Raw genomic sequence first — 24559 nt, forward strand, 5'->3', positions numbered from 1 at the left:
CGTGGTGAAGGGGCTGTGCAAAATGTTGTCGATAAATGTTGTCGATAACATCCCGGCTGAAGTGAACATACCCGACCACCGGGGGCGGCGCAAGAGCAACATCCGGGCCCCTCGAGGGGCGCGTTCAGGAGCGGGGAGCCGCCGTGGACTGCCGGAGGACCAGGCGCGGCGTGTGCAGGTGGAGCGACGGATCGGTCTCCCGGCCCTCGATGCGCGCGATGAGGGACCGGACCACGAGGGCACCCTCGGAGTCGAAGTCGAGGGCGACCGTCGTGAGCGACGGCACCATGAAACGCGCCTCCGGCGAGTCGTCGTTGCCCATGACGCTCACGTCGCCGGGAACCGAGATGCCGGCCTCGGCGAGGGCCGCGAGCAGCCCCATCGCCATCGCATCGTTGCCCACGGCGATGGCTGTCACACCCCCGCCGCCCCCTCCTGCTGTGACGTGCCCGGCGGCCACGAGCCGACGACCGATCTCGAAGCCCGATTCGGCCGACCAGTCGCCGTCAGCGGTGACGGCAACGCGACCGCCCACGGCCTCCGTCGCGGCCGTGAACCCGTCGAGGCGCTCGCGCGAGGCGAGCCACTGCTCCGGGCCCGAGACGTAGGCGACGACGCGGTGGCCGAGCGAGACGAGGTGCTCGGCCGCCACGGCGCCGGCATGCCCGTTCAGCGACTCGTCCGAACCGTCGAGCAGCAGCCCGAAGTCACGCGCGACGGGGACCTCGATCTCGCGTCGATCGATGGCCGCGCGGGCGATCGCGGTCTGCGCCGTGAGCACGAGACCCGCGATCTGTTGACTGAGCACGAGGTCGAGGGCGTCGCGGACGCTCGCCTCGTCGCCGCCGTCCATCGACACGATGTCGGTCACGTAACCGAGCTCGCGCGCGGCCTTCGTCGCGCCGGCGATCGTACGCGCCGGGCCCGACTGGTGCATGTTGTCGGCGAGCAGGCCGATACGATTCGTGCGCCCGAGGCGGAGGAATCGGGCCGCACTGTTCGGGCGGTATTCGAGCTCCGCGAGCGCGCGCTCGACCTTCGCGCGGGTCTCTGGCCTGATGCCCTCGAAGCCGCGCAGGAACCGACTGACGGTCTGATGCGAGACCCCCGCTCGCTCAGCCACGTCGTAGATCGTGGCGTCGCTCATAGGACGAGGGTACCGGTGCAGCGACCGTCAGCGGCGGGCGTCGAGGAGCGCGATGAACTCGTCGGCCATCTCGAGCTGCGTGCGGAGCTTCTCGCGGCGTTCGCTCGCGCTCCGGACGAAGCCGTCGAGCTTCGCGTCGGCGTCGGGCTGGGCCGCTGTGACGCCGTCGATGACGTCGAGCAGCTCGGCCATCTCCTCGAGGGAGTAGCCGAGCGGCTTCATCCGCCGAATGAGGAGGAGTCGCTCGTAGTCGTCGTGCGTGTAGAGGCGGAAGCCGCCCTCGGTGCGCCCCGACGCGGTGACGAGGCCGACCTCGTCGTAGTGGCGGAGCGTGCGCAGCGACATACCGGTGCGCTCGGCCAGTTCGCCGATGTGCATGGTCCCCTGCTCGTCGCCCACGATTCACCCTTCATCTCTACCCTTACGTTAGGGTAGAGTTTAGATCACCGGCCGTCGAGCCGGACTCCCCCACCATCATCTCGCGACAGAGCGTGCGTCCTCGACGCCGCCGGCGGCGCGCGTGTCGGCGGTGGCGAGCGCAGCGTCGCGCCGGGCCCACGAACATCCCCATCGGCGCTCGCGACGAGCGCCCCGACTCCGACAGGAGACCCATGTCGACACTCGAAGACCTCGCCAGACACCGAGCCGCGAACGACTCGTCCGTCCTCGGCGCCCTGCGCTCGCCCCGCATCCTGACCCGCGAGGTCCTCGCCGGCCTCGTCGTGGCCCTCGCCCTCATCCCCGAGGCGATCTCGTTCTCGATCATCGCGGGGGTGGACCCGCGCGTCGGGCTCTTCTCCTCGTTCGTGATGGCCGTGTCGATCGCGTTCCTCGGCGGACGACCCGCCATGATCACGGCCGCCACCGGAGCGATCGCCCTCGTCATCGCCCCCGTGGCACGCGAGTACGGCATGGACTACTTCATCGCCACGGTCATCCTCGGCGGCGTCTTCCAGCTCATCCTCGGCCTGCTCGGCGTCGCGAAGCTCATGCGCTTCATCCCCCGCAGCGTCATGGTCGGCTTCGTCAACGCGCTCGCGATCCTCATCTTCACGGCGCAGCTGCCCCAGCTCATCGGCGTCCCGTGGCTCGTCTACCCGCTCGTGGCGGTGGGCATCGGCATCATGGTGCTCATGCCGCGCGTCACGAAGGTCGTGCCGGCCCCGCTCGTGGCGATCGTCCTCATCACCGTCGCGACCGTGACCATGGCGATCGCCGTCCCCACGGTCGGCGACCAGGGCGAGCTGCCCCGCAGCCTTCCCGAGCTGTTCGTCCCGAACGTGCCGCTCACGATGGAGACCTTCACGATCATCGCGCCCTACACCCTCGCGATGGCGCTCGTCGGGCTCATGGAGTCCCTCATGACGGCGAAGCTCGTCGACGACGTCACCGACAGCGGATCGAACAAGACGCGCGAGTCGCTCGGACAGGGCGCCGCGAACGTGCTGTCGGGCCTCTTCGGCGGCATGGGCGGCTGCGCCATGATCGGCCAGACGATGATCAACGTGAAGGCCTCGGGGGCGCGGACGCGGATCTCCACGTTCCTCGCCGGCGTCTTCCTCCTCATCCTCGTGGTCGTGCTCGGCGACATCGTGGCGATCATCCCCATGGCCGCGCTCGTGGCCGTGATGGTCATGGTCTCGGTCGGCACCTTCGACTGGCACAGCATCCGCCCGTCCACCCTGCGGCGCATGCCCGTCGGCGAGACACTCGTCATGGTCGCGACGGTCGCGGTCGTCGTCGTCACGCACAACCTCGCGATCGGCGTGATCGTGGGCGTGATCGCCGCGATGGTGATCTTCGCCCGCCGCGTCGCGCACTTCGCGACCGTCGAGCGCACTCTCGCCGACGATGGCGCCACGGCGCACTACACGGTGACCGGCGAGCTGTTCTTCGCCTCGAGCAACGACCTCACGACGCAGTTCGATTACGCGGGCGACCCCGAGCGCGTCGTCATCGACCTCTCCGGATCGCACGTGTGGGACGCCTCGACCGTCGCGGCCCTCGACGCCATCACCACGAAGTACGAGCACCACGACAAGACCGTCGTGATCGAGGGCATGAACGACGCGAGCGCCCGTATGCACGGACGCCTCGCCGGTCGCCTCGGCGCCGGCCACTGAGCGGCGCCGGTCCCTGAGCGGCGCCGGCCACTGAGCGGCGCCGGCCCCGCAGGGATCAGGCGGAGAGGGGCGAGGCGATGAGGGCGTCGATGGGCATGAGCGCCGAACCGAGAGCCACCGTGTCGCCCCCGAACGTGGCAGCGACGAGCTCGAGGCGGTCGCCCACGTGTGCCAGGCAGTTGGCGCGGATCGTGTCGAGGATGCGGTCGGCGTGACGTTCCATGAGGCGCAGCCCCACCCACCCGCCGATCACGACGCGCTGCGGACCCGCGAGGTTGACCATGCTCCCGAGGGCGGCCCCGAGGGCGCGGAGAGTCTCGTCGAGGACGGCCGCGGCGGCAGGGTCGGTCTCGGCGGCGTCGAGGAGGCGACCGAGCGCGTGCCACCCCGTCCCCTCGAACTCGCCGCCGGCCCGTCTCCACGCCTCGAGGATCGCGTCGGCACCCACGTAGGCCTCCACACAGCCCCGATCGCCGCATCGACACAGCTCGCCGTCGAAACGGATCTTCGTGTGCCCCCACTCCGACGCGCTGCTCGACCACCCGGTGAGCACCTGGCCGTCCGACACGACGCCGAGGCCGACGCCGCGACCGAGCAGCGCGACGAGCGCATGATCGACCCCGACGGCGGCACCCGACCACAGCTCGGCCTTCGCGAGCGTCTTCGCCCCGTTCTCAGCGAACACGGGGATGTCGCCGCCCAGCTCGGACGGGACCGCGCGCGGCTCCCAGCCCAGGCTCTGCGCGAAGAGCGTCTGCGTGCCGTCGTCGCCCGTCTCGACGACCCCGGGGAGTCCGAGTCCGATGCCGAGCACGCGCGGCCAGCGCGCGATGTTGCGCACGCGGAGCGCCTCGATGGCATCCCGGAGGTCGGCCTCGATCGCCTCGGGCCGCTCCTCCGCCCGTCCCCCGCGGAACTCCCGGTCCACCATCGTGAGGGAGAGGTCGAAGAGCTCGACGGCGACGCCGCGCTCCCCGACGTCGGCCCCGAGGGCGAAGGCGCCGTCCGCTCGCGGCGCGATCACGGCGATGGGCCGGCCACCTCCGGACGAGACCGAGCCGGCCTCTTCCACGAGCCCCTCCGCGACGAGGTCGGCGACGATGTTGGCCGCCGAGGCCGTGGACATGCCGCAGGCCCGAGCGAGGTCGGCGCGGGTGGTCCGTCCGGCGCGGAGGATGTGCCGGAGGCCGAGGGCCCGGTTCCGTTGGCGCAGGGACCCGACGGTCCCCGTCTCCGCACCCGGCTGACCGAGCGCAGGAGAGGGGTTCTGGGTCACGTTTAGACGGTACTCCCTCCGCAGGCGGCCGACCTCGACGGGCGCTCCGACCGTCGTCACGGCGACCTCACACCTCCACGCGCATGCCGGTGACCGTGACAGCCCGACGAGCCGTCGCCACGAGTCTGTCGTCGACCCACGCGACGTCGACGGCGCCGTCGTCGCTCGATCGCACGACCCACGACGACGGCTCGGATGCGAGCGGGAACTCGAGCCGCGCACCCGTCGGCAGGTGCACCGAGACGTGCTCGTCGGTCGCATAGGGCTCGCCGGCGGTGTGGTGCCACATCCCCTCGGGGATGTCCGACCACGCGGGCCCGTCTGCCCCGCCGCCCCACGCCGGGAGGTCGAGGGGCAGGCGCCCGAAGAGGGCGTCGACCACCGGCGCCCGCCACTCGCACCGCTCGACCCGGATCCGATCGAGCATGTCGAGGAGGATCGTCCAGGCCGCCTCGGGCTCGAGCGCATCGGCAGGGTCCGTGATGCGCGACCACCCCTCGGGGGCGGAGACGGACAGCGGCGACGTGCGGGTCTCGAGCTTCTTCCACGGCCAGAAGTTCCAGCCGATGCCGTGGCGTTCGTAGAGGCGCGTGGCGCTGTAGATCCACTCCGGCGTGTTCTCGCCGCCCTCCCCCATGTAGATCGGCACGCCGAGACGGTCGCGCGCGTCGAGGTACTCGACGATGCTGCTGCGGTCCGGCGGGCACCAGTAGCGGTGGAACTGGAGCACGGCGTTGCCGTCCTCCACCCGATCGAAGATCGACCAGTCGGTGGCCCACCTCGTGCCCTCGTACATGATGAGGTGGTCGGGGTCGACCGCACGGACGGCGGACGTGAGCTCGGCGTAGAGGGTCACGAGGTCGTCGGCGTACCGGTCGTGCCATTCGTTCGGCAGCGGCTCGTTCAGGAGGTCGTAGCCGAGCACGGCCGTGCGCGACCTGTAGCGTCGCGCGATCTCCGTCCACAACCGGACGGTGAGCGCGCGGTAGCGCTCGTCCATGAACAGTTCGGGCACCCCGTTCGGCGAATCGTCGATGTTCGTCCCCGTCTGGCCCCCCGGCGCTCCGTGGAGATCGAGCAGTATCCACAACCCGTGGCGTTCGCACCAGTCGATGGCGTCGTCGATGTGAGCGAAGCCGTCCTCGAGGAACACCCCGTCGTCGTCCATGACGCCCCGCGCGTTGATGGGGAGTCTGACGTGGTCGAACCCCGACTCGGCGATGAGCGCGATGTCGGCCTCTGTCACGTAGCGCGCCCGGAAGGTGCGCCAGAACTCGGCCGCTCGTTCGGCACCGACGAGCCCCTCGATCCGCGCCTCGATCTGCCGAGGGGAGGCGAGCTCGTCCCCGAAGCGCCACATGTAGCCCTCGGCGAGCAGCCAGTTGCCGAGACCCACCCCGCGCAGGAGGAGGCGGCGCCCGGCGCCGTCGACGATCTCCGTTCCGCTGGTGTGGACGAAGCCGGTGGGAGGAATGGTCACGGTGTCCTTTTTCATGTGAGCCCCGATTCTCATTTGAGCCCTGACAGGGCGAACCCCTGCACGACGAAGCGCTGGAAGACGACGAAGACGATGAGGATCGGGACGACCATCAGCGTGGCGGCCGCCATCTGCAGCGACGGGTTGGAGGCGATCTGCTGATTGAGGAGCGCGACGCCGACCGACAGCGTGTAGAGCCGTTCGTCGTTCGCGATGATGAGCGGCCAGAGGAAGCTGTTCCACCCGCCGATGAAGGTCAACACCACCTGCACCGCGAGGATCGGCTTCGACAGGGGCATGATGATGCGCCAGAAGATCCGTGCCTCGCTCGCGCCGTCGATCCGCGCCGCCTCGATCATCTCCGTGGGGATGGTCGTCATGAACTGCCGGAAGAGGAAGACGCTGAACCCGCTCACGAGGCTCGGGAGGGCGATGCCCACGAGCGTGTTCGTGAGCTTCATCCCGTTGAGGATCAGGTAGGTGGGGATCATGGTCACCTGCACCGGGATCATCATCGTGACGAGCACGAGGAAGAAGAGCGGCTCGCGCCCGCGGAAGTCGAACTTCGCGAAGCCATAGCCCGCCATCGCCATGAGGACGAGTCCGACCATGCCGATGAGCACGATCGCGATGGTGTTGAGCAGGTATCGCCCGAAGTCGAGCTCCTGGAAGAGCTGGACGAAGAACTCGAACGTGGGCTCCTCCGGAAGCACGCGCGGCGGGTAGGCGAGCGACTCGCTGCGCGGCTTGACCGACGAGGCGATCATCCAGATGAAGGGGAAGGCCGTGATGAGGGCGCCCACCGCGAGCGCCGCGCCGATCGCCACGGTGAGGCCGCGGCCGCGACTGCGGTGCCGGCGCACCGGTCTGGCGGGGTCGTCGCGACGGGGCGGACGGACGGGAGACACGGCCTCCGTCGTCCGATCGAGGCTAGTAGTCGACATCTGCTCTCCTGGCTCGGAGTTGGACGAGGGTCACGGCGGCGATGACCACGAAGAGGACGACGGAGCCGGCGCTCGCGTAGCCGAACTGGCTCGCCGAGAACCCCTCCTGGTAGAGGAAGAGCGAGATGCTCGTGGAGGCGCCGATGGGTCCGCCCTTCGTGAGGACGAACGGCTCGTCGAAGAACTGCAGCCACGCGATGATCGTCGTGATCGTCACGAAGAAGATCGCGAACCGCAGGAGCGGGATGACGATCGACACCGTCTTGCGGAACCCGGAGGCGCCGTCGAGCGACGCCGCCTCGAGGTACTCCCGCGGGACGCCCTGGAGCGCCGCGAGGAAGATGATGATGTTGAGCCCCGTCCCCCGCCAGACGGCGACGAGAGCGACGGAGAACTTGACGGCGACCGGGTCGCTCAGCCAGCTGACCGGCGGCAGACCCACGATCGACAGCAGGTAGTTGAAGAGCCCGAACTGCGTGTTGTAGAGGTAGCCCCACACGAGCGAGATGGCGACGATCGCTGTGATGGCCGGCACGAAGTAGAACGAGCGGAGCGCCCGGAAGAACGCGCTCCCGCTGCGGTTGAGCAGCAGCGCGACCGCGAGCGACAGCGCGATGACGGACGGGACGCCGATGAGGGCGAAGATCCCCGTGTTGGCCATGGCCTGCCAGAAGGCGCCGTCGGCGAAGAGTTCGACGTAGTTGTCGACACCGATGAACTCGATGCGCGACCAGTCGCCGAGTCCCCCGAGGTTCATGTCCGTCAGGCTCACGAGCCCGGCGACGAGGATCGGGAGGACGCCGAAGGCGAGGAGGAGCAGGGTGGCCGGTCCGATGAAGACGTACGGCGCGATGCGGGGTTTCATGGGGACTCCTGGGCGGTGGGGCCGAGCGGGTGCGCGCTCGACCCCACCGCGTCCTGATCAGTTGACGGAGGTGCCGGACGTCGCCGCGACGAGGTCGGCGATGGTCTGGTCACGGTCCGCGCCGTTCAGGACGATCGCGTTGAGGCTGTCGAGCAGCGTCTTGCCCGTGTCGCCGTCCCAGTTCGGCACGAGCGGCAGGATCTTCGCGTCCTGGAGCTGCTCGGCGTAGACGGCGACGAGCGGGTCCTCCGTGAGCGACGGGTCCTCGAGGGCGGCCGTCGCCGTGGGGAGCTGGCCGTCGAGGCCGTACCAGGTGAGCTGCGTCTCGGGTTCGGAGAGGTAGTCGAGCAGCCGCAGGGCGCCCTCCTCGTTGTCGGTAGAGCCCCAGACCCCCATGTTGGATCCGGCGAGCAGCGACGTGTCCGCGTCGGCTCCGGGGATGGGCGCGACGGACCACTTGCCCTCGAGCTCGGGTGCGGCCTCGGTGATGGCGGCGGCGAGGTACGGGCCGCTCACGAGCATCGGGGTCACCCCGGAGGTGAAGCCCTGCGTCTGGTCGAAGTCGCTGTTCGTCGGCACGCTCCCGTCGGCGTACAGGCCGGTGTAGACGTCGACCGCGCTCTCGAACGCCAACGTGTCGAAGTCGACGGCTCCGTCCCCGTTCACGATGTCACCGCCGTGGTCCCACGTCATCACGACGGGGAGGGCGCTGTCCCACTGGGGCACGTAGTAGCCGTACTGGCCGTCTCCGCGACCCGCGAGGGTCTTCGCGTCGGCGCGCAGCTCGTCCCACGTGGCGGGCGGTTCGTCGATCCCGCTCTCCGCGAGGATGTCGGTGCGGTAGAAGAGCACGCGGGTGTCGCTGACCCACGGGACACTCACGACCTCGCCGTCGATCGCCGTGGCGTCGCCGGACACTCCGGAGATGAAGTTCTCGGAGGCGAGGTTCGGGTAGTCGGCGAGCGTGTCGTCGTCGAGGGAGAGGAGTGCGCCCGAGTCGGCGAAGGTGCGCAGCTTGGAGATGCCGATCTGCACGACGTCCGGGCCGTTGCCCGAGGCGACGGCGGTCGTCAGCTTCTGGTCGATGCTGTCCCACGGGATGGCCACCGTGTCCACGGTGATCCCCGAGTCCTCGGCGAACGGGGCGACGAGTTCCTCGAAGTTCGCCGAGCTGTCGCCCATCACCCAGACGGTGAGCGTGTCGTCGTTCTGGGCCGCGGTGTCTCCGCCGCCGGAGCAGGCCGTGAGCGAGAGCCCGGCGACGGCCACGACGGCGGGGAGCGCGAGGAGGCGTGATCTCTTCATTGAGGTGCTGTCCTTTCGGGTGCTGCAGGTGGCTGACGGGGCATCGACCTCGATGGTCCCGTCGGGGTTCGTCGGTGAACCCGTCAAGCAGCCGGAGTTTGTCTACGACTTAGCCTAAGGCGTAGATAATGTGCGCGCAAGAGTGCATCATGGTCCCGTCGCGACATCGGCGTCGCGGCGGTCGATCAAGGAGGATCATGAAGAAACGATGGGTGGCACTCGCGATCGCGAGTGCACTGACGGCGAGCGGGATGGTCTCCGTGACCTCCCCCGCCACGGCGGCTCCGCTCGCGAGCGGCGACTTCCTCAAGGTCAGCGGAAACGTCCTCAAGAAGAACTCGGGGACCGGCGCGACCATCAACCTGCGAGGCACGAACCTCGGCGGCTGGCTCACGCACGAGGACTGGATGTCACCCCTCGGCGAGTTCGCGCTCGACCGCGCCGGGTGGACGGCGACCGCCTCCGCCGGCTCGGCCGCTGCAGCGATCGACGGGGCCGACTCGACACGATGGACCACGAGCGCCGCGCAGACCGGCGGCGAATGGCTGAGTCTCGACCTCGGCGCCACGACACGGTTCAACCGCGTCGCCTTCAACCACACCGACTTCGCCGGCGGCGACTTCCCCCGGGGATACACGATCCAGACCTCGCCGAACGGGTCGACGTGGACCACCGTGTCGACCGGGGCGGGGTCGTCGTCGAGCACCGTGACGTCTGCGACCTTCTCGCCGACGGCCGCGCGCTACCTGCGCGTCAACCAGACGGGCAGCGCCGGCGACTGGTGGTCGGTCGGCGAGATCAACGTCTTCAACGATGCCGCCTCCTTCGTCCCGTCGCAGTGGACGGCCACGAGCTCGGGGGGAACCGCCGCGTCCGCGATCCTCGACGGCAACCTCGGCACGCGCTGGACGAGCAACGCGGCGCAGGCCGCCGGGCAGTGGGTCCAGCTCGACCTCGGTGCCCGGATGACCATCAACAACGTCTGGCTCGACACGGCCAAGGACTCGACGGACGAAGGGGACTACCCGCGCGGCTACACCGTGCAGGTGTCGAACAACGGCTCGTCGTGGACGAACGTGGCGACGGGAACGGGGACGTTCAAGGCGACCAACATCAACTTCCCGCCCGTGAGCACGCGATACGTGCGCGTGAACCAGACGGGCACGGCGGCGCAGTGGTGGTCTATCGGTGAGATGGCCGTGGCCCTCAACAGCGACGACTACAACCTCCAGCTCACGATGAACCAGCGCTTCGGCGCCTCGGGCGCGCAGACCATCCGCAACGCGCACGAGGACACGTGGATCACCACGGCCGACCTCGACAACATCGCCGCGATGGGGACGAACCTCGTGCGTGTACCCATCGGGTGGACCACGTTCCTGAATCCCGACGGCACGTGGAAGTCGAACCCGTGGACGAAGCTCGACTGGATCGTGAGCGAGCTGCAGGCACGCGGCGTCTACACGCTCCTCGACCTGCACACGGTCCCCGGTGGCGGCTGCCCCTGGGGCAGCTGCGGCCGGATCGGACCGAACCCGAACGGGTTCTGGGGGTCGTCGACCTACCAGAGCTGGGTCACCGGGATCTGGCAGGCGATCGCGACGCGCTACAACGGCAATCCCGCCGTCGCCGGCTACGACCTGATCAACGAGCCGCTCCTCGACTTCCAGGAGGACGCGGCGGACGTCGCGCAGAAGAGCGCGGTCTACAACACGCTGTACAACGCCGTCCGCGCGATCGATCCGAACCACACCATCTACATCGGCGCGTTCTTCGGGTACAACAACGTGGCACCGCCGTCGACGTACGGCTGGACCAACGTCGTCTACGAGCTCCACCCGTACGACATGCCCAATGCGAAGGACTGGAACGCGCAGAACCAGCTCGTGACGGACCAGCTGAACGCGCTCCCCGGCCTGCTCGCCAACCCCGGCGTTCCCGTCCTCTTCGGCGAGTACTCGCTGTACTACTACGACGACGTCTGGGCGCGCTGGATGGCCGGACTGAACAGCTACAACCAGTCGTGGACGAACTGGACGTACAAGGTGAAGGGCGGCGACGCCGACGGGCAGGGCTACTGGGGCTTCTACTCCAACAACCCGGCGCCCGTGCCCGTCATCAACAGCGACTCGTCCGCCACGTTCATCGAGAAGCTGCAGCGCTTCGGCACCGCGAACTTCACGAAGAACGAGCGGATGACCGCGACGGTCACGAAGTACGCCGGCGGCCTGTCCACGTTCAACCCCGTGGCCATCAGTCGTGCGGGCTGGACGGCGACCGCGTCGGCGACTGGTCCCGGAAGCTCCCTCGCGGGAGGCATCGACGGCAACGGGTCCACGCGGTGGAACTCGGGAGCGGCACAGACGCCCGGCCAGTGGTACCAGATCGACCTCGGCTCGTCCCGGACCATCGCGCAGGTGACCGTCCAGACGCCGGGCGACGCGAAGGAGGACTACCCGCGGGGCTTCCAGCTGCAGTTCTCGACGAACGAAACCACGTGGACGACCGTCGGGTCGGGAATCGGCTTCGGCTGGAAGAGACCCATCACGGTGACGCCGCAGTCGGCGCGGTACATCCGCATCACGCAGACCGGCTCGACGCCCACCAACTGGTGGTCGATCGACGAGGTGACGGTGTACTCGTCGTACTGATGTGACGGCACTGAGGCGAAAGGCCCGTCGAGGACACTCCCCGGCGGGCCTTACGTCGTCCGGGTAGAGCGTTTGCGCCGATACGGTGCGGTGTGCCGCCGCGAATCGGCGCAAACGCACGACCTGACGGATGTCCGAGGCGAGCGCTACCCCGTGCGCGGCGGACGTGGCGGGGCGAGACTGAAGGTATGGCTCATAAGGCGCGAACGTCGGCACCCGTGCACGAGGACAAGACGTGCGCGTCGTGCGGTCGACGCATCGAGTGGCGCGCGAAGTGGGCGGACGACTGGGACGCGGTCCGCTACTGCTCCGACGCGTGCCGGCGCCGCGGTGTGACAGCGACTGATCGGAAGCTCGAGGAGACGATCCTCGAACTTCTCGGGAAGCGTGCGGCGACCTCCACGATCTGCCCGTCGGACGCCGCTCGCGCCGTGGGCGACGAGGACTCCTGGCGCGACCTCATGGAACCGGCCCGCCGCGCCGCCCGCCGCCTCGTCGCGGACGGCGTCGTCGACATCACCCAGGGCGGAAACGTCGTGGACCCGTCAACGGCGAAGGGCCCGATCCGCATCCGCCGCCACCGCGGCTAGGACGCGGTGCCGAGCCTTCCGTCAGAACGCGTAGCGGACGCGGCACCACGGCGCGTAGTGCTCGACGAGGTCGAGGAACTGCCGGACGTACTGCAGCTTGTCCTCCCAGCGGTAGCGCACGTTCGACTGACCGTTCTGGGAGACCTTGCCCTCCTGGAGGTCGGGCCGCCAGAGCACCTCCTCGGCCTTCGGATGCCAGCCCGTGTTCACCTCGTGGAGCGCACGATTATGGGTGAGGAAGATCACCTCGCACGCGAGCTGCGCCTTCGTGGCCGGAGAGGTGGCCGCGTCGAGCTGCCGCAGGAGCTCCGTCCACTTCTCGATCCAGCCGTCCTCGATGATGACAGGACTGAAATTCACGTGGGCCTCGTAACCCGCCTCCACCAGGTCGTCGAGCAGCGCGAGTCGCTCCGCCATGGGCGATGTGCGGACATCGACGAGCTTGGCCGTCTCGGCGGGCATGAGTGAGACCCGCACGCGCATCTTGCCCTGGGGATCCCACTCCAGCAGTTCACGATTGACGTACTTGGTGGCGAACGAGCCCTTCGCGCCGGGGAGGGAACGGAACAGCTCGACGAGGTCGCGCACGTTGTCGCTGATCATCGCGTCGACGCTGCAGTCGCTGTTCTCCCCGACGTCGTAGATCCAGAGGTCCGGGTCGCACTGATTGGGCTCGAGCTTCATCCCCTGTTTCGTGGAGTGCTTCGCGATGGCAGCCGAGATCTGCTCGATGTTCGTGAACGTCGTGACCGGGTTGCTGAAGCCCTTGCGCCGTGGCACGTAGCAGTAGACGCAGGCCATGGCGCAGCCGTTCGCGTGGGAGGGTGCGATGAAGTCGGCCGACCGGCCGTTGGGTCGGACCGTGAGGGTCTTCTTGGTGCCGAGGACGAGGGCCTCGGTCTTGATGCGCACCCACCGGCGCACGTTCCGTTCGTCGCCGTGGAGTTCCGGGATCTGCCAGTGGCTCGGCACCTCGACGACCTCGGCGTCCGGCCAGCGTGCGAGGATCTGCCGTCCCCGCTCCGACGCCGCCGCAGCCGGCTCGGCGTAGATGCGCGAGATCTCGAGCAGCGGGCGCGCAGGGCGGACCGGCGACGAGGCGGGGATCGCCGAGCCGGAGTCCGGGAGGGAGGGAGCAGTCGTCACCGTATCCATGTGCTCTGAGTCTGCCCGGAACCACTGACATTGCGGCCGAGGTCTCCGCCGCCCGGTCGCGCGCTCCCCGCCGCGTGAACGCAGAGTGCGGGTGTCGACACGCGACACCCGCACTCGGTGATGACTCGATCGGAGAATCCCCGATGGGCGAGCCCCAGCTCCCCGGCGACCTACTCGTCGACGACGATCGTCGTGACGACCGGGTTGCGGCGGTGACGGCGCGACAGCCAACGGCCGATCGTGCGCGTGATGAGGGCCTCGAGGTCCTCGCTCGACGTCTTCGAACGCGGACCGGCACCGGCGAGGGCGTCGGTGATCGCCTTGCTCGCGTTCTCCTCCCAGCCCTTCTCCTCCACGAAGCCGCGCGCGAAGAACTCGAGCGGCTCGAGCAGGCGGTTGGTGGTGGAGTCGACGATCGCGAGGATCGTGATGGTGCCCTCCTCGGAGAGGACGCGACGGTCGTTCATCGCCGTCTCGGTCGCGACACCCATCGTGGAGCCGTCGACGAAGATGTGGCCGGCGGGGATGCGGCCGCTGATGCTGGACTTGCCGTCCACGAGGTCGACGGAGACACCGTCCTCGATGACGAACACGTTCTCGTCCGGCACACCCGTCTTGCGGGCGAGCGCGGCGTTGGCCGTGAGGTGGCGCCATTCGCCGTGGTACGGCAGCACAGCGGTGGGCTTCACGATGTTGTAGCAGTAGGTGAGCTCGCCGGCGCTCGCGTGGCCGGACACGTGCACCTTGGCGTTGCCCTTGTGCACGACCTGGGCGCCCCAGCGCGTGAACGAGTTGATGATGCGGTAGATCGCGTTCTCGTTGCCGGGGATGAGCGAGCTCGCGAGGAGGATCGTGTCGCCCTCGCCGATCTCGATGATGTGCTCGCGGTTCGCCATGCGCGACAGCGCGGCCATGGGCTCGCCCTGCGAGCCGGTGCAGATGAGGACGGTGCTCGCGTCGGGCATCTTCTCGATCGCCTTCATGTCGACGAGCATGCCCTTGGGGATGGTGAGGAAGCCGAGCTCCTGCGCGATGCCCATGTTCCGAACCATCGACCGGCCGACGAAGGCGATCTTGCGACCGTGGCGGTCGGCGGCGTCGATGACCTGCTGGATGCGGTGCACATGGCTCGCGAAGCTCGACACGACGATGCGACGCGGGGCCGTGCGGAACACCTGGTCGATCGCGGGGGCGAGGTCCTCCTCCGAGGTCGTGAAACCGGGGACGTCGGCGTTCGTCGAGTCGGTGAGGAAGAGGTCGACGCCCTCGTCGGCGAGGCGCGCGAAGCCGCCGAGGTCGGTGATGCGGCGGTCGAGCGGGAACTGGTCCATCTTGAAGTCGCCCGTGGCGAGCACGGTGCCGGCGTCGGTGCGGATCGCCACGGCGAGGCCGTCGGGGATGGAGTGGTTGACGGCGAAGAACTCGGTGCCGAACGGTCCGAAGTCGACCTCGTCGCCCTCGGCGACCTGCACGGTCTTCGGCTTGATCTTGTGCTCCTCGAGCTTCGCCGTGATGAGCGCGAGCGTGAGGCGCGAGCCGACGACGGGGATGTCCTGGCGCTCCTTGAGGAGGTACGGCACGCCCCCGATGTGGTCCTCGTGGCCGTGCGTCAGCACGATCGCGACGACGTCCTTGAGTCGCGAGCGGATCGCGCTGAAGTCGGGGAGGATGACGTCGATGCCCGGCTGGTTCTCCTCGGGGAAGAGGACGCCGCAGTCGAGGATGAGCAGTTTGCCCTTGTGCTCGAAGACGGTCATGTTGCGGCCGATCTCGCCGAGTCCGCCGAGCGGCGTGACGCGGAGGCCGCCGTCGACGAGCTTGCGGGGTGCGGGCAGATCGAGCTCGTGACGGGGTGTCTTGTTGTTCAACGTGTGTACTTTCGTTTCGTGAGGTGCGTCGTTCATGCGCGACGCGCAGGGGGTGGCACCACATGGGGTGCCGGAGTCTGAGGGGTTCCCTCCGCCCGAGTCGATCGATCGGAGTCGATCGACGGGTGGCGATGTCGGCGGAACGAGATGCGTTCGTCGACGGGGATCCCCTCTACCTTCCCACACGAACCTGTGCGGCGTGCGCCCGTGTCTCGACGAGGGCGCCGGACGTCACACCGCGAGCGGCCGAATCGACGGGGGCAGGACGTCGACGACGGACCGCGCGATTCCGAGCAGGCGGGCATCGCGGCGGGGGCCGGCCGTCAGCTGGAGGCCGATGGGCAGGCCGGACGCCGAGAAGCCGTTCGGCACGGAGATCCCGGGGACGCCGAGCGGGGTGAGCGCCAGACACGGCTCCATCCACGACAGGTAGTCGGTCGTGGGCTCGCCCGCGACCGCTCTCGGGAACCGGTCCTCGACGACGAACGGAAGCACCGAGGTGGTCGCCGAGAGGAGGACGTCGACGTCGTCGAAGAAGCGTGCGGCCTCGCGCACGAGTCGCGTCTGCACCTGCTGCGCTCGCAGGACGTCGACGGCGGTGAGGCGCCTGCCCTCCTCGATGTTCGCCGCGAGGAAGTCGACGAACGACTCCGTGCCGGCGTCGAGGTCCTCCCCGAACGCGTCGAAGAACTCCGCCGCGCGAAGGGTCCGGAAGGCCTCGACCGACCCGTCCAGGTCGGGAGCGACCTCGACGATCTCCGCGCCTGCGTCCTCGAGGAGACGAGCGGCCCGTTCGACGCTCTCGACGATCTCGGGGTCGACCCGCGTGCGTCCTCCGAGGGTCGGCGCGAGGGCGATGCGGAGCCCGGAGAGCGGGACGGCCTGCACGGGCGCGTCGATCGTCGGGGCGGCGTAGGAGAGCGGATCCCTCGCGTCGGGGCCTGCCATGACCGACAGCAGCAGCGCCACATCGTCGACGGTCCTCGCGAGGGGGCCCGTGACCGTGAGCGTCGAGAGGACATCGGTCGACGTGTTGGGCACGACGCCCGGTGTCGGGCGGAAGCCGACCACGTTGCAGAACGCGGCGGGGTTGCGCAGCGAACCACCCATATCCGATCCGTCCGCTATCGGCTGGAACCCCGCCGCGAGCGCGGCCGCGGCGCCGCCGGACGATCCCCCGACGCTGCGCGTGAGGTCGTACGGATTCCGGGTGGGCCCGAACAGGGTGTTGAACGTGTTCGAGCCCGCGGCGTGCTCCGGCACGTTCGTCTTGCCGATCCGGACCGCGCCGGCGGCGCGGATGCGCGCGACGTGCAGGTCGTCGGCTGTGGCCACATCGTTCGCGTGGCGCGGCGAACCGGACGTCGTCGGGAACCCCGTCGTCGACGCGGTGTCCTTGATGCTGATCGGCAGCCCGTGCAGGGGTCCGAGCGGCGCACCGGCCTCGCGCGCCCGGTCGGCACGCTGCGCCTCACGCATCGCACCGTCGGCGTCGATGTTGACGACGGCGTTGATCGCTCCGTTCGCCTCGTCGAGTCTGGCCAGGTGGTCGGAGAGCACCTCGACGGCCGACACCTCGCCGGAACGAAGGAGTCGCGAGAGCTCCGTCGCCGTCCGCGCAGACAACCTACCGCCGTCGAGACTATGAGGACGGTCGAGACCGTCGAGACCGTCGGCGGTGCTCGTCCCGTCACGCATGCCGTCTCCTCGTCGTCGGTCGGCGGACCCTCCTCGACCCTATCGGCGCGGACGGGGACACCGACCAGATCACGGGTGCTCGGACTGCACCGGTCCGACGCTCAGGAGCGCGGCGTCGGGGTTCTCGCACGCCGTCATTCCCGACGCCTTCACGAAGACCGACGTGTAGGAGTGCGGCGGGTACACCCTGTAGCCGTCCGCCGTCACAGGGGTACAGTCGGCGGCGTCGTAGTTCTGGGCGTTCGCGACCTTGAGCGGCGCGTAGGCGGACCCGCCGGCCGCGATCGTCACGGGCTCTCCCGCACCCGTCTGGGTCGCCGGCGCACCGATCTGGGTGCCGTTCCCGTCGCCCACGAACGAGACGCCGGGAGGGCCGTCGAGCAGGCATTCGGCGTCCGTGGTGTTCGTGAACTGCAGCGCGAGGTCGACGCTACCCGCGGCCCCTCCGCCGCCGTCCACGACGGTGATGTCGAGACCGTCCGTCGGGCACGTGCCCTCGGGGGCAGGGGTCTGAGAGGCATTCGCGGACGGCTCCGCGCTCGGCGCGGAGACGGGAGCGGACGAGGCGGAGGCGGTTGGCGTCGACGACGGGGAGGCACTCACGGCGGAATCGGCGGACGAGGTGCACCCGGCGAGGGCGGCGGCGAGGACCGCCGCGGCACCGACGGACACGAGGGAGGAGAAGAGACGACGGGACATGGCTCCATCCGACTCCCGCTGTGGATCCGGTGTCCAGACCCTCTCAGACGCGCCCAGCCTGCTCACGGCGCGCATCCAGGCCGAGGCCCGCTATCCGGTGGGGAGACGGGGTGGTGCCGCGCTCAGGCGTCGCGCTCGGCGGCTTCCGCGGCGTCGGCGCGAAGGCCCGCCCGAGCGGCCACGACGATCGCGTACGGGACGATGGCGGGGATGATCACGAGGCACGCCGCAAGGAGGATTCGAGCCGAGGCGAGTGCGTCCGAATCGACGACGTACTCACCACGGACCACGTAGCCGACGGACTCCAGAGCCTGAAGGATGTGGCGTCGACTACCCGCGACATCCTGCGGCCCGTCCACGGCGGCGGACGTCGCGACGGCCGCAGCGACGCCGGCGGCGAGGCTCAGCACGAGCCACGTCCAGAGCACCACGGAGAAACCGCGCCCGAGCCCGGGCCTCTTCGGGTCGCGTCGCGGCTCGAACTCGCTCATCCGTCCAGTCTGGCAGGCACGTCACCGAGGACCGTCACGGGAGAACGCGGAACGGGCCGGGTGCGTCAGCACCCGACCCGTTCCGCGTTGCGCCCTACTCGGCGTCGAGGTCCGTCTCGAGGACCGCGGCGAGCTTCTCGAGCGCCTCCTCGGCGCCCTCGCCCTCGGCGCGCAGCGTCACGGTGTCGCCGTGCGACGCACCGAGTCCGAGGAGGGACAGGATGCTCGACGCCGGCATCGGCTGGCCGTCGCCCTTCGCGATGGTGACGGGCACGGACTGCTCCTTCACCGCGGCGATGAAGATGGAGGCGGGGCGGGCGTGAAGCCCGACGCGGCTCGCGATGACGGCGTTGCGTTCGGCCATGATGTGTCCTTTCAGGGAACGGGGACGGGGTAGAGGTCAGGCGGCGACGGGCGCGCGGACGTCGTCCGCTACGACCGCCCTGTCCGTCTCGATCGGGCGACGACGCACCCAGCGCTTGAGGGCGATGACCGCGAGCGCCGAGATCACCGTACCGACCGCGATCGAGAGGATGAAGAGCCACACGTTGCCGATCGCGAAGAAGACGAAGATTCCTCCGTGCGGGGCCTGCGATGTGACGCCGAAGCCCATGAGCATCGCGCCGGTGACGGCGCTTCCGAGGATCGACGCGGGGATGACGCGGAACAGGTCGGCTGCGGCGAAGGGGATGGCCCCCTCCGAGATGAACGCGGCGCCGAGGAGCCACGCGGCCTTGCCGTTCTCGCGCTCGGCGGCGCTGAAGAGCTTGCGGTCGAGCGTCGTCGCGAGCGCCATGGCGAGCGGCGGCACCATGCCCGCGCCCATGACTGCGGCCATGATGACCCACGGGGCCTGGTTGTCGATCGACCCGGCGCCGAGACCGGCGACGGCGAACGCGTAGGCCACCTTGTTCACGGGGCCACCGAGGTCGAACGCCATCATGGTGCCGAGGATGAGTCCGAGTCCCACGGCGGCGACGCCGGAGAGCGAGGTCAGCCAGGCGTTGAGGCCCGTGGTGATGGCGGCGATGGGGCCGCCGAGGATGATCACCATGAGGCCGCTCGCGATGATCGAGGCGACGAGCGGGATGATCACGACGGGCATGAGGCCGCGCAGCCAGCGGGGCACGGAGAGTCGGCCGATCCACATGGCCACGGCTCCGGCGAGCAGACCACCGACGATGCCGCCGAGGAATCCGGCACCCATGATGACGGCGATCGCGCCGGCCGTGAAGCCGGGGGCGATGCCGGGCCTGTCGGCCATCGCGTAGGCGATGTATCCGGCGAGGGCGGCGACGAGGAAGCCCATCGAGGCGTTACCGATCGTGAACGCGACCGCACCCAGGTACTCGCCGAGGCCACCGGCCGGGAGGTTCCAGAGCGTGTTGCCGAGGATGATCTCGACGGGACGCTCGGTGATGTCGAAGCCGCCGAGGAGGAAGCCGAGGGCGATGAGCAGACCGCCACCCGCGACGAACGGGATCATGTAGCTGACGCCGGTGAGTAGCCAGCGCTTCACGGCCGCTCCTCCACTCTCCTTCGGACCCGAGGATGCCGCGGCGGCCGAGGCGGAGGCGTCGGTGGACGAACCGGCGACGCGCGACGCGTTGGGGTCGTCCGCAGCGGCGAGCGCCTTCTGGATGAGGCCGTCGGCGTCGTCGATGCCGCGCTTGACGGGCACCTGCACGACGGGCTTGCCGGCGAAGCGGGCCTTGTCGCGCACGTCCACGTCGACCGCGAAGATGACGGCCTCCGCGCGCTCGATGAGTGCGGGGTCGAGCGGCGTCGCACCGGACGAGCCCTGGGTCTCCATGTGGAGCTCGACGCCGGCGCGCTTCGCGGCGGCGGTGAGCGAGTCGGCGGCCATGTAGGTGTGCGCGATGCCGGTGGGGCACGCGCTCACGCCGACGAGCACGCGCGGCGCGGCGGGCTCGGCAGAACCTGCGGCCGGGGCAGCGGCGGCCGGAGCAGCAGCAGCGGCCGGCTTCTCCCCCTCCGGAGTGAGCGCCTCGTCGACGAGAGCGACGAGGGCCTCGGCCGTGGGGGCGGACCGGAGCGACTCGACGAACTCGGGACGGATGAGCGAACGCGCGAGGGTCGACAGGAGCGCGAGGTGCGCCTGGTCGGCGCCGTCGGGCGCAGCGATGAGGAAGACGAGGTCGGCCGGGGCGTCCGGCTCTCCGAAGTCGACGGGACGTGAGAGGCGCGCGAGGGCGAGCGTCGGCTCTGTGACGGAGGCAGAGCGGCAGTGCGGGATGGCGAGGCCGCCGGGGATGCCCGTGTCGGTCTGGCTCTCGCGGGCCCACGCGTCGGCGTAGAGCGCCTCGACGTCGGTCGCGCGGCCCGCGTCGACGACGCGCGTCGCGAGGGCTCGGATGACGCCGGACTTGTCCGGGCCGAGGTCCGCGTCGAGGGCGACGAGGGCCGGGGTGATGAGTGTGGTCATGATGTGTCCTTACTGGTGTCCGGCGACGATGCGCGGAAGGGGGGTGACCTCGACGAGGTCGGGACGGGTCTGATCGGGACGCGGAACGGTGCTGCCCGCGAGGGAGGCGGCCGCCGCACCGTAGGCGACGGCGAGGCCGATGGCACGCTCGGGCGGCTGCCCGGCGTGCACGGCGACGAGGTAGCCGGCGAGCGACGAGTCGCCGGCGCCGACGGTGGACCGCGGGGTGATCCGCGGCGGCCGGGCCGCCCAGGATCCGTCGCGCGTCACGAGCAGCGCCCCGGCCGCGCCGAGCGTGAGCAGCATGGCCGCCACCCCGAGCTCGGGCAGGAGCGATTCGGCTACGCGTGCGGCGAGCTCCGGGTCGGCCTCGAGGGCGTCGCCGTCCGGGACGTCGGTGTAGCCGAGGGTCGCGGCGAGCTCGGCGAGCTCGTGGGCGTTGGGCTTGATGAGGTCGACGCCGCCCGACGTGCCCGCCGAGCGGATCACGGAGGCGAGGGCGGGCCCGGAGGTGTCGACGGCGACGGCGGGCGCCGGCACGCCGAGCTCCGCGGATCGCGCACGCACGGCCGCGATGAGGCGGGGGTAGAGGTCCTCGGTGGCGCCTGGGGGGACGGAACCGGCGAGGACGAGCCACTGCGCCGTCGCCGCGCGACGGGCCGTCTCCGCGATGAGCCGCTCGACGGCCGCGGCTGTGAGGGGCTCGCCCGCGGCGTTGAGCTTCGTCGTGGTGCCGTCTGGTTCGCTCACGGTCACGTTGGTGCGGACGAGAGCACCCGTCGGCACGTTCGCGACGGACGCCTCGAGCTCGGCGAGCTCCGTGAGGAAGGGGTCGCTCGCGTCGCACGGCACCACGGCGAGCACGTCGACGGCGGCTGCGTGGAGCGCCCGCGCCACGTTGACGCCCTTGCCACCGGCCTGCTCGTGCTGCTCGGCGACCACCTGCACCTCGCCGCGCTTGAGCGGCTCGGAGAGTTCGATCGTGCGATCGATCGAGGGGTTGGCCGTGACGGTGACGATCATGCGACCACCACCTCCACACCCACGGATTCGAGGGTCTTCGAGAGCCGCGCGTCGGGCTCGGCGTCGGTGATGAGCATGTCGAGGTCGCCGAGGGCGGCGAAGCGGTGGAGCGCCTCCTCACCGAGCTTGCCGGAGTCGGCGAGCAGGATGCGGCGGCGGGCGCAGCGAACCATCGCGGCCTTCACGGCCGCCTCGAGTTCGTCGGGGGTGCTGAGGCCGAAGTCGGCGCTCACGCCGTTCGTGCCGATGAAGGCGATGTCCGGTCGGAGGCGGTCGAGCTGCTCGACGGTGGGGGCGCCGACGGCCGCGCTCGTCTCGCCGCGCACCCGGCCGCCGAGGAGGTGGAGGTCGAGCGCGGGTGCGCCGTAGAGGGCGGCGGCGATGGGTACGGAGTTGGTGATGACGTCGAGGGTGTCCCCCGGCGTCTCGGGTGCCCACTCCCCGAGCCGCGCCGCGAACGCGCCCGTCGTGGTGCCCGAGTCGACGAGGACCGATCCGCGGAAACCCGCGGGCACGAGCCGGATGGCGGCCGCGGCGATGCGCCGCTTGCCGTCGCGGTTGAGGGTCTCACGGTCGGCGAGCGTGGGCTCGGCGACGCTCGCGCGGGAGGCGGAGACGGCGCCGCCGTGGACGCGGCGGACGTGGCCGACCGATTCGAGCTGGTCGAGGTCGCGGCGGATGGTCTCGCTCGTCACGTTGAAGCGGCGGGACAGCTCGGTGACGGAGACGCGGCCGTCGGCCTCGATGGAGGCGATGATCTCCTGGTGCCGCTCCGTTGCGTACATGGCGTCTTCCTCGACTGTGTGTGCTCGACCGTGAATCTGCGTCTATCCCCGATGTGGGTAGGAACAAGAAAACCACACAAACCCACATAAAACAAGACAACCACAGAATCATTCCTCCTCCGCACGCCACGACACCCCGCCACATGCAGCTTTTGAGCGTGATCACACCGCTGTACCGGCGTAAACGCGCTCAAAAGCTGCATCCGACGGGAATCGGGGGCGGGGGGGCGGGGCGGGGGCGGGGCGGGGCCGGGGGCGGGGGTGCCGGGGGGGGGTGAGGGTGCCGGGGGGCGGGCGTATCGTCGGTCGCACGATCGTCGAAGGAGTCAGCCATGAGTGCGTCCGACAGCCAGAGCACCAGCGCGCCGACCTCGACGCTCGACGGGTGGTCGCGCCGGCCGTTCACGTCGGCCGGGATCACCCATGACTGCTTCGAGAAGGGGACGGGGCCCGGCGTCGTCCTCATCCCCGAGATCCCCGGGCTCACACCGGAGGTCCTCGGGCTCGCCGACCATCTCGTCGAACAGGGCTTCACCGTGGTCGTCCCGTCGCCGTTCGGGACCCCCGGCCGCGAGGGAACGGTCGGGTACACGCTCGGCGTCGTGGCCCGCTTGTGCGTCGCCGCCGAGTTCCGCGCCTTCGCCGTGGGGGCGCGGCGCCCGATCACGGCCTACATCCGGGGCGTCGCCGCCGACCTCGCGGCACGGACGCCCGGTCGCGGCGTCGGTGTCATCGGCATGTGCTTCACGGGCGGCTTCGCGCTCGCTGCGGCCGTCGACGACTCCGTGAGCGCGTCGATCCTGAGCCAGCCGGCCGCACCCTTCCCCGTGGGCGCGCGGCGACAGGCGGACCCCTCGATGTCACCGGCGGAGTTCGGTGTGGTCGCGGGGAGGGCGTCCCGCGGCGAGGTCTGCGCGATCGGCCTGCGCTTCAGCGAGGACGCGAGCGTGCCGCCCGCACGGTTCCGCACCATCAGCGAGCGCCTCGGCGACGCCTTCGAGGTCATCGAGCTCGATTCGTCGGCCGGGAACCCGTGGGGTTTCCCCCGCCGCGCGCATTCCGTGCTCACGAGCGAGGTCCGCGAGACGCCCGGCCACCCGGCTCTCGCCGCCCGGGACCGCGTGGTCGCGTTCCTCCGCGAGCGCCTCGGCTGACGGGGCCCGTCAGGCCTTCGCGGTTCCGTCGTCGAAGCGGATGTCGATGTCGAAGAAGGGGTCGACCGGGTCTCCACCCGTGTCGTCGCCGTGCTCCCCCTCGACGACGACCTCGGCATCGCGGCGCGGGCGCACGGTGTCGAGGTGACGGCGGAGCTCGGCGGACTGCTCGGTGAAGTCGACCTCGTCGCCGTCCCATGCGTACGGGACGGACAGGACGTCGTTCCCGACTCCCACGACGAGCTCGGCCCAGTCGTGTCGCCCGGTCTTCTCGATGACGATCGGGATGTGGACAGCCTCGGCCTGGCCGCGCTTCGCGAGCGCGGCTGTCAGTTCGACGAGGGTGGAAGCAACGTCGTCGGAGGTGATCACGTTCTCCCCTGCGTATGTGATGCATCTCATACGGAAACTCTCCCCCAACGGCTGCTGCGGTTTTCCCCGTTGCGCAAAACGGACAGGGCGTCTATGGGCCGGGTGAGGCGGGTCCGCCGGGGCGTCAGGAGTGCGCAGGGCTACCCGCCGGCGGTTCCTTCTGGGTGTCGAGGTCGAGACCACGCGTGGAATGCGTCGCGGACATCATGCGCTCGAGCCACTCGCTGTTGAGCGCAGCGGACTTCGAGCCCGAGTACCGGAAGCTCACGTCGGCCGACGGGCTGATCCAGATCGACACCCGCCCCCATGCCTCCTCGTGGGCGGGAGCCGTCCAGGAGAGGAGGAAGCTCTCGCGGCGACGCATCTTCTGCGCGAGCACCACCTGCACGTGTGCGAGGAAACGGTCCTCGAAGTCGTAGAGGTGACCGTCGTAGTTCAGAGAACCCATGCGCTCCATGATGCACCCGATCGGGCCGGACCCGCGACGGCC

Annotated in this window: 22 protein-coding genes; 4 read left to right on the forward strand and 18 right to left on the reverse strand. The window is 69.9% G+C overall.

The features are described 5' to 3' along the window. Window positions 1-124: 124 nt before the first annotated feature. Together CLV49_RS04370 and CLV49_RS04375 are read right to left on the reverse strand one after the other, a co-directional pair. The gene (locus CLV49_RS04370) at window positions 125-1147 is read right to left on the reverse strand and encodes a LacI family DNA-binding transcriptional regulator (RefSeq protein ID WP_106562436.1); all 1023 of its coding nucleotides are present in this window, start codon (window positions 1145-1147) and stop codon (window positions 125-127) included. 27 nt (window positions 1148-1174) lie between these two features. After that, the gene (locus CLV49_RS04375) at window positions 1175-1525 is read right to left on the reverse strand and encodes a MerR family transcriptional regulator (protein WP_106564883.1); all 351 of its coding nucleotides are present in this window, start codon (window positions 1523-1525) and stop codon (window positions 1175-1177) included. 233 nt (window positions 1526-1758) lie between these two features. Here CLV49_RS04375 and CLV49_RS04380 point away from each other — a divergent pair, with 233 nt between their 5' ends. Continuing rightward, window positions 1759-3270, forward strand: coding sequence for a SulP family inorganic anion transporter (locus CLV49_RS04380; protein WP_106562437.1), 1512 nt, complete (start codon window positions 1759-1761; stop codon window positions 3268-3270). Window positions 3271-3325: 55 nt separating this feature from the next. On the opposite strand, the gene CLV49_RS04385 is transcribed toward CLV49_RS04380, so the two are convergent. The 5 genes from CLV49_RS04385 to CLV49_RS04405 all read right to left on the reverse strand — a co-directional run bounded on the left by CLV49_RS04385 (window position 3326) and on the right by CLV49_RS04405 (window position 9137). Beyond that, entirely contained in the window at window positions 3326-4546 is a 1221-nt protein-coding gene (locus CLV49_RS04385; protein ID WP_166426866.1) for an ROK family transcriptional regulator, read from the reverse strand. A gap of 67 nt (window positions 4547-4613) precedes the next feature. Beyond that, window positions 4614-6041: a glycoside hydrolase family 5 protein gene (locus CLV49_RS04390; RefSeq protein ID WP_106562439.1), complete on the reverse strand. Its 1428-nt coding sequence runs from the start codon at window positions 6039-6041 to the stop codon at window positions 4614-4616. Between the two features lie 14 nt (window positions 6042-6055). Further along, window positions 6056-6967: a carbohydrate ABC transporter permease gene (locus CLV49_RS04395; protein ID WP_106562440.1), complete on the reverse strand. Its 912-nt coding sequence runs from the start codon at window positions 6965-6967 to the stop codon at window positions 6056-6058. Then, window positions 6954-7832 carry a carbohydrate ABC transporter permease gene (locus CLV49_RS04400; protein ID WP_106562441.1) on the reverse strand — a complete coding sequence of 293 codons (879 nt, stop codon included), beginning with the start codon at window positions 7830-7832 and terminating at the stop codon, window positions 6954-6956. Before CLV49_RS04400 ends, CLV49_RS04395 begins: the two co-directional genes overlap by 14 nt. Before the next feature lie 57 nt (window positions 7833-7889). Beyond that, window positions 7890-9137: an extracellular solute-binding protein gene (locus CLV49_RS04405; RefSeq protein ID WP_106562442.1), complete on the reverse strand. Its 1248-nt coding sequence runs from the start codon at window positions 9135-9137 to the stop codon at window positions 7890-7892. A gap of 197 nt (window positions 9138-9334) precedes the next feature. Between CLV49_RS04405 and CLV49_RS04410 the strand changes: the two genes are divergently transcribed. Both CLV49_RS04410 and CLV49_RS04415 read left to right on the forward strand, forming a co-directional pair. Then, window positions 9335-11788, forward strand: coding sequence for a discoidin domain-containing protein (locus CLV49_RS04410; RefSeq protein WP_106562443.1), 2454 nt, complete (start codon window positions 9335-9337; stop codon window positions 11786-11788). Between the two features lie 188 nt (window positions 11789-11976). Beyond that, a complete protein-coding gene (locus CLV49_RS04415) occupies window positions 11977-12378 on the forward strand; it encodes a DUF2256 and DUF3253 domain-containing protein (protein WP_106562444.1) in 402 nt (133 codons plus the stop codon). Window positions 12379-12399: 21 nt separating this feature from the next. On the opposite strand, the gene CLV49_RS04420 is transcribed toward CLV49_RS04415, so the two are convergent. The 9 genes from CLV49_RS04420 to CLV49_RS04460 all read right to left on the reverse strand — a co-directional run bounded on the left by CLV49_RS04420 (window position 12400) and on the right by CLV49_RS04460 (window position 22543). Continuing rightward, window positions 12400-13533 (reverse strand): spore photoproduct lyase family protein, encoded by a 1134-nt coding sequence (locus CLV49_RS04420; protein ID WP_106562445.1) that lies wholly within the window; start codon window positions 13531-13533, stop codon window positions 12400-12402. Between the two features lie 170 nt (window positions 13534-13703). After that, window positions 13704-15437, reverse strand: a complete 1734-nt coding sequence (locus CLV49_RS04425; protein ID WP_106562446.1) for a ribonuclease J — start codon at window positions 15435-15437, stop codon at window positions 13704-13706. Between the two features lie 195 nt (window positions 15438-15632). Continuing rightward, window positions 15633-17099: an amidase gene (locus tag CLV49_RS04430; protein ID WP_106562447.1), complete on the reverse strand. Its 1467-nt coding sequence runs from the start codon at window positions 17097-17099 to the stop codon at window positions 15633-15635. Between the two features lie 69 nt (window positions 17100-17168). Continuing rightward, the gene (locus CLV49_RS04435; protein ID WP_106562448.1) at window positions 17169-17798 is read right to left on the reverse strand and encodes a DUF4232 domain-containing protein; all 630 of its coding nucleotides are present in this window, start codon (window positions 17796-17798) and stop codon (window positions 17169-17171) included. Between the two features lie 122 nt (window positions 17799-17920). Continuing rightward, window positions 17921-18289, reverse strand: coding sequence for a hypothetical protein (locus CLV49_RS04440; protein ID WP_106562449.1), 369 nt, complete (start codon window positions 18287-18289; stop codon window positions 17921-17923). Window positions 18290-18383: 94 nt separating this feature from the next. After that, window positions 18384-18653 (reverse strand): HPr family phosphocarrier protein, encoded by a 270-nt coding sequence (locus CLV49_RS04445; RefSeq protein ID WP_106562450.1) that lies wholly within the window; start codon window positions 18651-18653, stop codon window positions 18384-18386. A 36-nt stretch (window positions 18654-18689) separates the two neighbouring features. Then, window positions 18690-20735, reverse strand: coding sequence for a PTS fructose transporter subunit IIABC (locus CLV49_RS04450; protein ID WP_106562451.1), 2046 nt, complete (start codon window positions 20733-20735; stop codon window positions 18690-18692). Window positions 20736-20744: 9 nt separating this feature from the next. After that, on the reverse strand, window positions 20745-21758 hold the full coding sequence (locus CLV49_RS04455) for a 1-phosphofructokinase family hexose kinase (RefSeq protein ID WP_106562452.1): 1014 nt from the start codon (window positions 21756-21758) through the stop codon (window positions 20745-20747). Further along, window positions 21755-22543, reverse strand: coding sequence for a DeoR/GlpR family DNA-binding transcription regulator (locus CLV49_RS04460; protein WP_106562453.1), 789 nt, complete (start codon window positions 22541-22543; stop codon window positions 21755-21757). The genes CLV49_RS04455 and CLV49_RS04460 overlap by 4 nt, the downstream gene beginning before the upstream one ends. Before the next feature lie 332 nt (window positions 22544-22875). On the opposite strand from CLV49_RS04460, the gene CLV49_RS04465 reads away from it, so the two are divergent. Then, entirely contained in the window at window positions 22876-23697 is an 822-nt protein-coding gene (locus CLV49_RS04465) for a dienelactone hydrolase family protein (protein ID WP_106562454.1), read from the forward strand. Between the two features lie 9 nt (window positions 23698-23706). On the opposite strand, the gene CLV49_RS04470 is transcribed toward CLV49_RS04465, so the two are convergent. Together CLV49_RS04470 and CLV49_RS04475 are read right to left on the reverse strand one after the other, a co-directional pair. Continuing rightward, window positions 23707-24099 (reverse strand): hypothetical protein, encoded by a 393-nt coding sequence (locus tag CLV49_RS04470; RefSeq protein WP_106562455.1) that lies wholly within the window; start codon window positions 24097-24099, stop codon window positions 23707-23709. 94 nt (window positions 24100-24193) lie between these two features. After that, window positions 24194-24517 carry a DUF7882 family protein gene (locus tag CLV49_RS04475; protein WP_106562456.1) on the reverse strand — a complete coding sequence of 108 codons (324 nt, stop codon included), beginning with the start codon at window positions 24515-24517 and terminating at the stop codon, window positions 24194-24196. Between the last annotated feature and the right edge of the window lie 42 nt (window positions 24518-24559).

It is taken from the genome of Labedella gwakjiensis (genome assembly GCF_003014675.1).
Classification (GTDB): domain Bacteria; phylum Actinomycetota; class Actinomycetes; order Actinomycetales; family Microbacteriaceae; genus Labedella; species Labedella gwakjiensis.

Coding starts and splice junctions, on each gene's coding strand:
- CLV49_RS04475 (WP_106562456.1), bottom strand. CDS start 24,517: ATGGGTTCTCTGAACTACGACGGTCACCTCTACGACTTCGAGGACCGT.
- CLV49_RS04370 (WP_106562436.1), bottom strand. CDS start 1,147: ATGAGCGACGCCACGATCTACGACGTGGCTGAGCGAGCGGGGGTCTCG.
- CLV49_RS04420 (WP_106562445.1), bottom strand. CDS start 13,533: ATGGATACGGTGACGACTGCTCCCTCCCTCCCGGACTCCGGCTCGGCG.
- CLV49_RS04395 (WP_106562440.1), bottom strand. CDS start 6,967: ATGTCGACTACTAGCCTCGATCGGACGACGGAGGCCGTGTCTCCCGTC.
- CLV49_RS04450 (WP_106562451.1), bottom strand. CDS start 20,735: ATGACCACACTCATCACCCCGGCCCTCGTCGCCCTCGACGCGGACCTC.
- CLV49_RS04430 (WP_106562447.1), bottom strand. CDS start 17,099: ATGCGTGACGGGACGAGCACCGCCGACGGTCTCGACGGTCTCGACCGT.
- CLV49_RS04455 (WP_106562452.1), bottom strand. CDS start 21,758: ATGATCGTCACCGTCACGGCCAACCCCTCGATCGATCGCACGATCGAA.
- CLV49_RS04440 (WP_106562449.1), bottom strand. CDS start 18,289: ATGAGCGAGTTCGAGCCGCGACGCGACCCGAAGAGGCCCGGGCTCGGG.
- CLV49_RS04415 (WP_106562444.1), top strand. CDS start 11,977: ATGGCTCATAAGGCGCGAACGTCGGCACCCGTGCACGAGGACAAGACG.
- CLV49_RS04380 (WP_106562437.1), top strand. CDS start 1,759: ATGTCGACACTCGAAGACCTCGCCAGACACCGAGCCGCGAACGACTCG.
- CLV49_RS04375 (WP_106564883.1), bottom strand. CDS start 1,525: ATGCACATCGGCGAACTGGCCGAGCGCACCGGTATGTCGCTGCGCACG.
- CLV49_RS04445 (WP_106562450.1), bottom strand. CDS start 18,653: ATGGCCGAACGCAACGCCGTCATCGCGAGCCGCGTCGGGCTTCACGCC.
- CLV49_RS04405 (WP_106562442.1), bottom strand. CDS start 9,137: ATGAAGAGATCACGCCTCCTCGCGCTCCCCGCCGTCGTGGCCGTCGCC.
- CLV49_RS04410 (WP_106562443.1), top strand. CDS start 9,335: ATGAAGAAACGATGGGTGGCACTCGCGATCGCGAGTGCACTGACGGCG.
- CLV49_RS04390 (WP_106562439.1), bottom strand. CDS start 6,041: ATGAAAAAGGACACCGTGACCATTCCTCCCACCGGCTTCGTCCACACC.
- CLV49_RS04460 (WP_106562453.1), bottom strand. CDS start 22,543: ATGTACGCAACGGAGCGGCACCAGGAGATCATCGCCTCCATCGAGGCC.
- CLV49_RS04465 (WP_106562454.1), top strand. CDS start 22,876: ATGAGTGCGTCCGACAGCCAGAGCACCAGCGCGCCGACCTCGACGCTC.
- CLV49_RS04470 (WP_106562455.1), bottom strand. CDS start 24,099: ATGAGATGCATCACATACGCAGGGGAGAACGTGATCACCTCCGACGAC.
- CLV49_RS04425 (WP_106562446.1), bottom strand. CDS start 15,437: ATGAACGACGCACCTCACGAAACGAAAGTACACACGTTGAACAACAAG.
- CLV49_RS04435 (WP_106562448.1), bottom strand. CDS start 17,798: ATGTCCCGTCGTCTCTTCTCCTCCCTCGTGTCCGTCGGTGCCGCGGCG.
- CLV49_RS04400 (WP_106562441.1), bottom strand. CDS start 7,832: ATGAAACCCCGCATCGCGCCGTACGTCTTCATCGGACCGGCCACCCTG.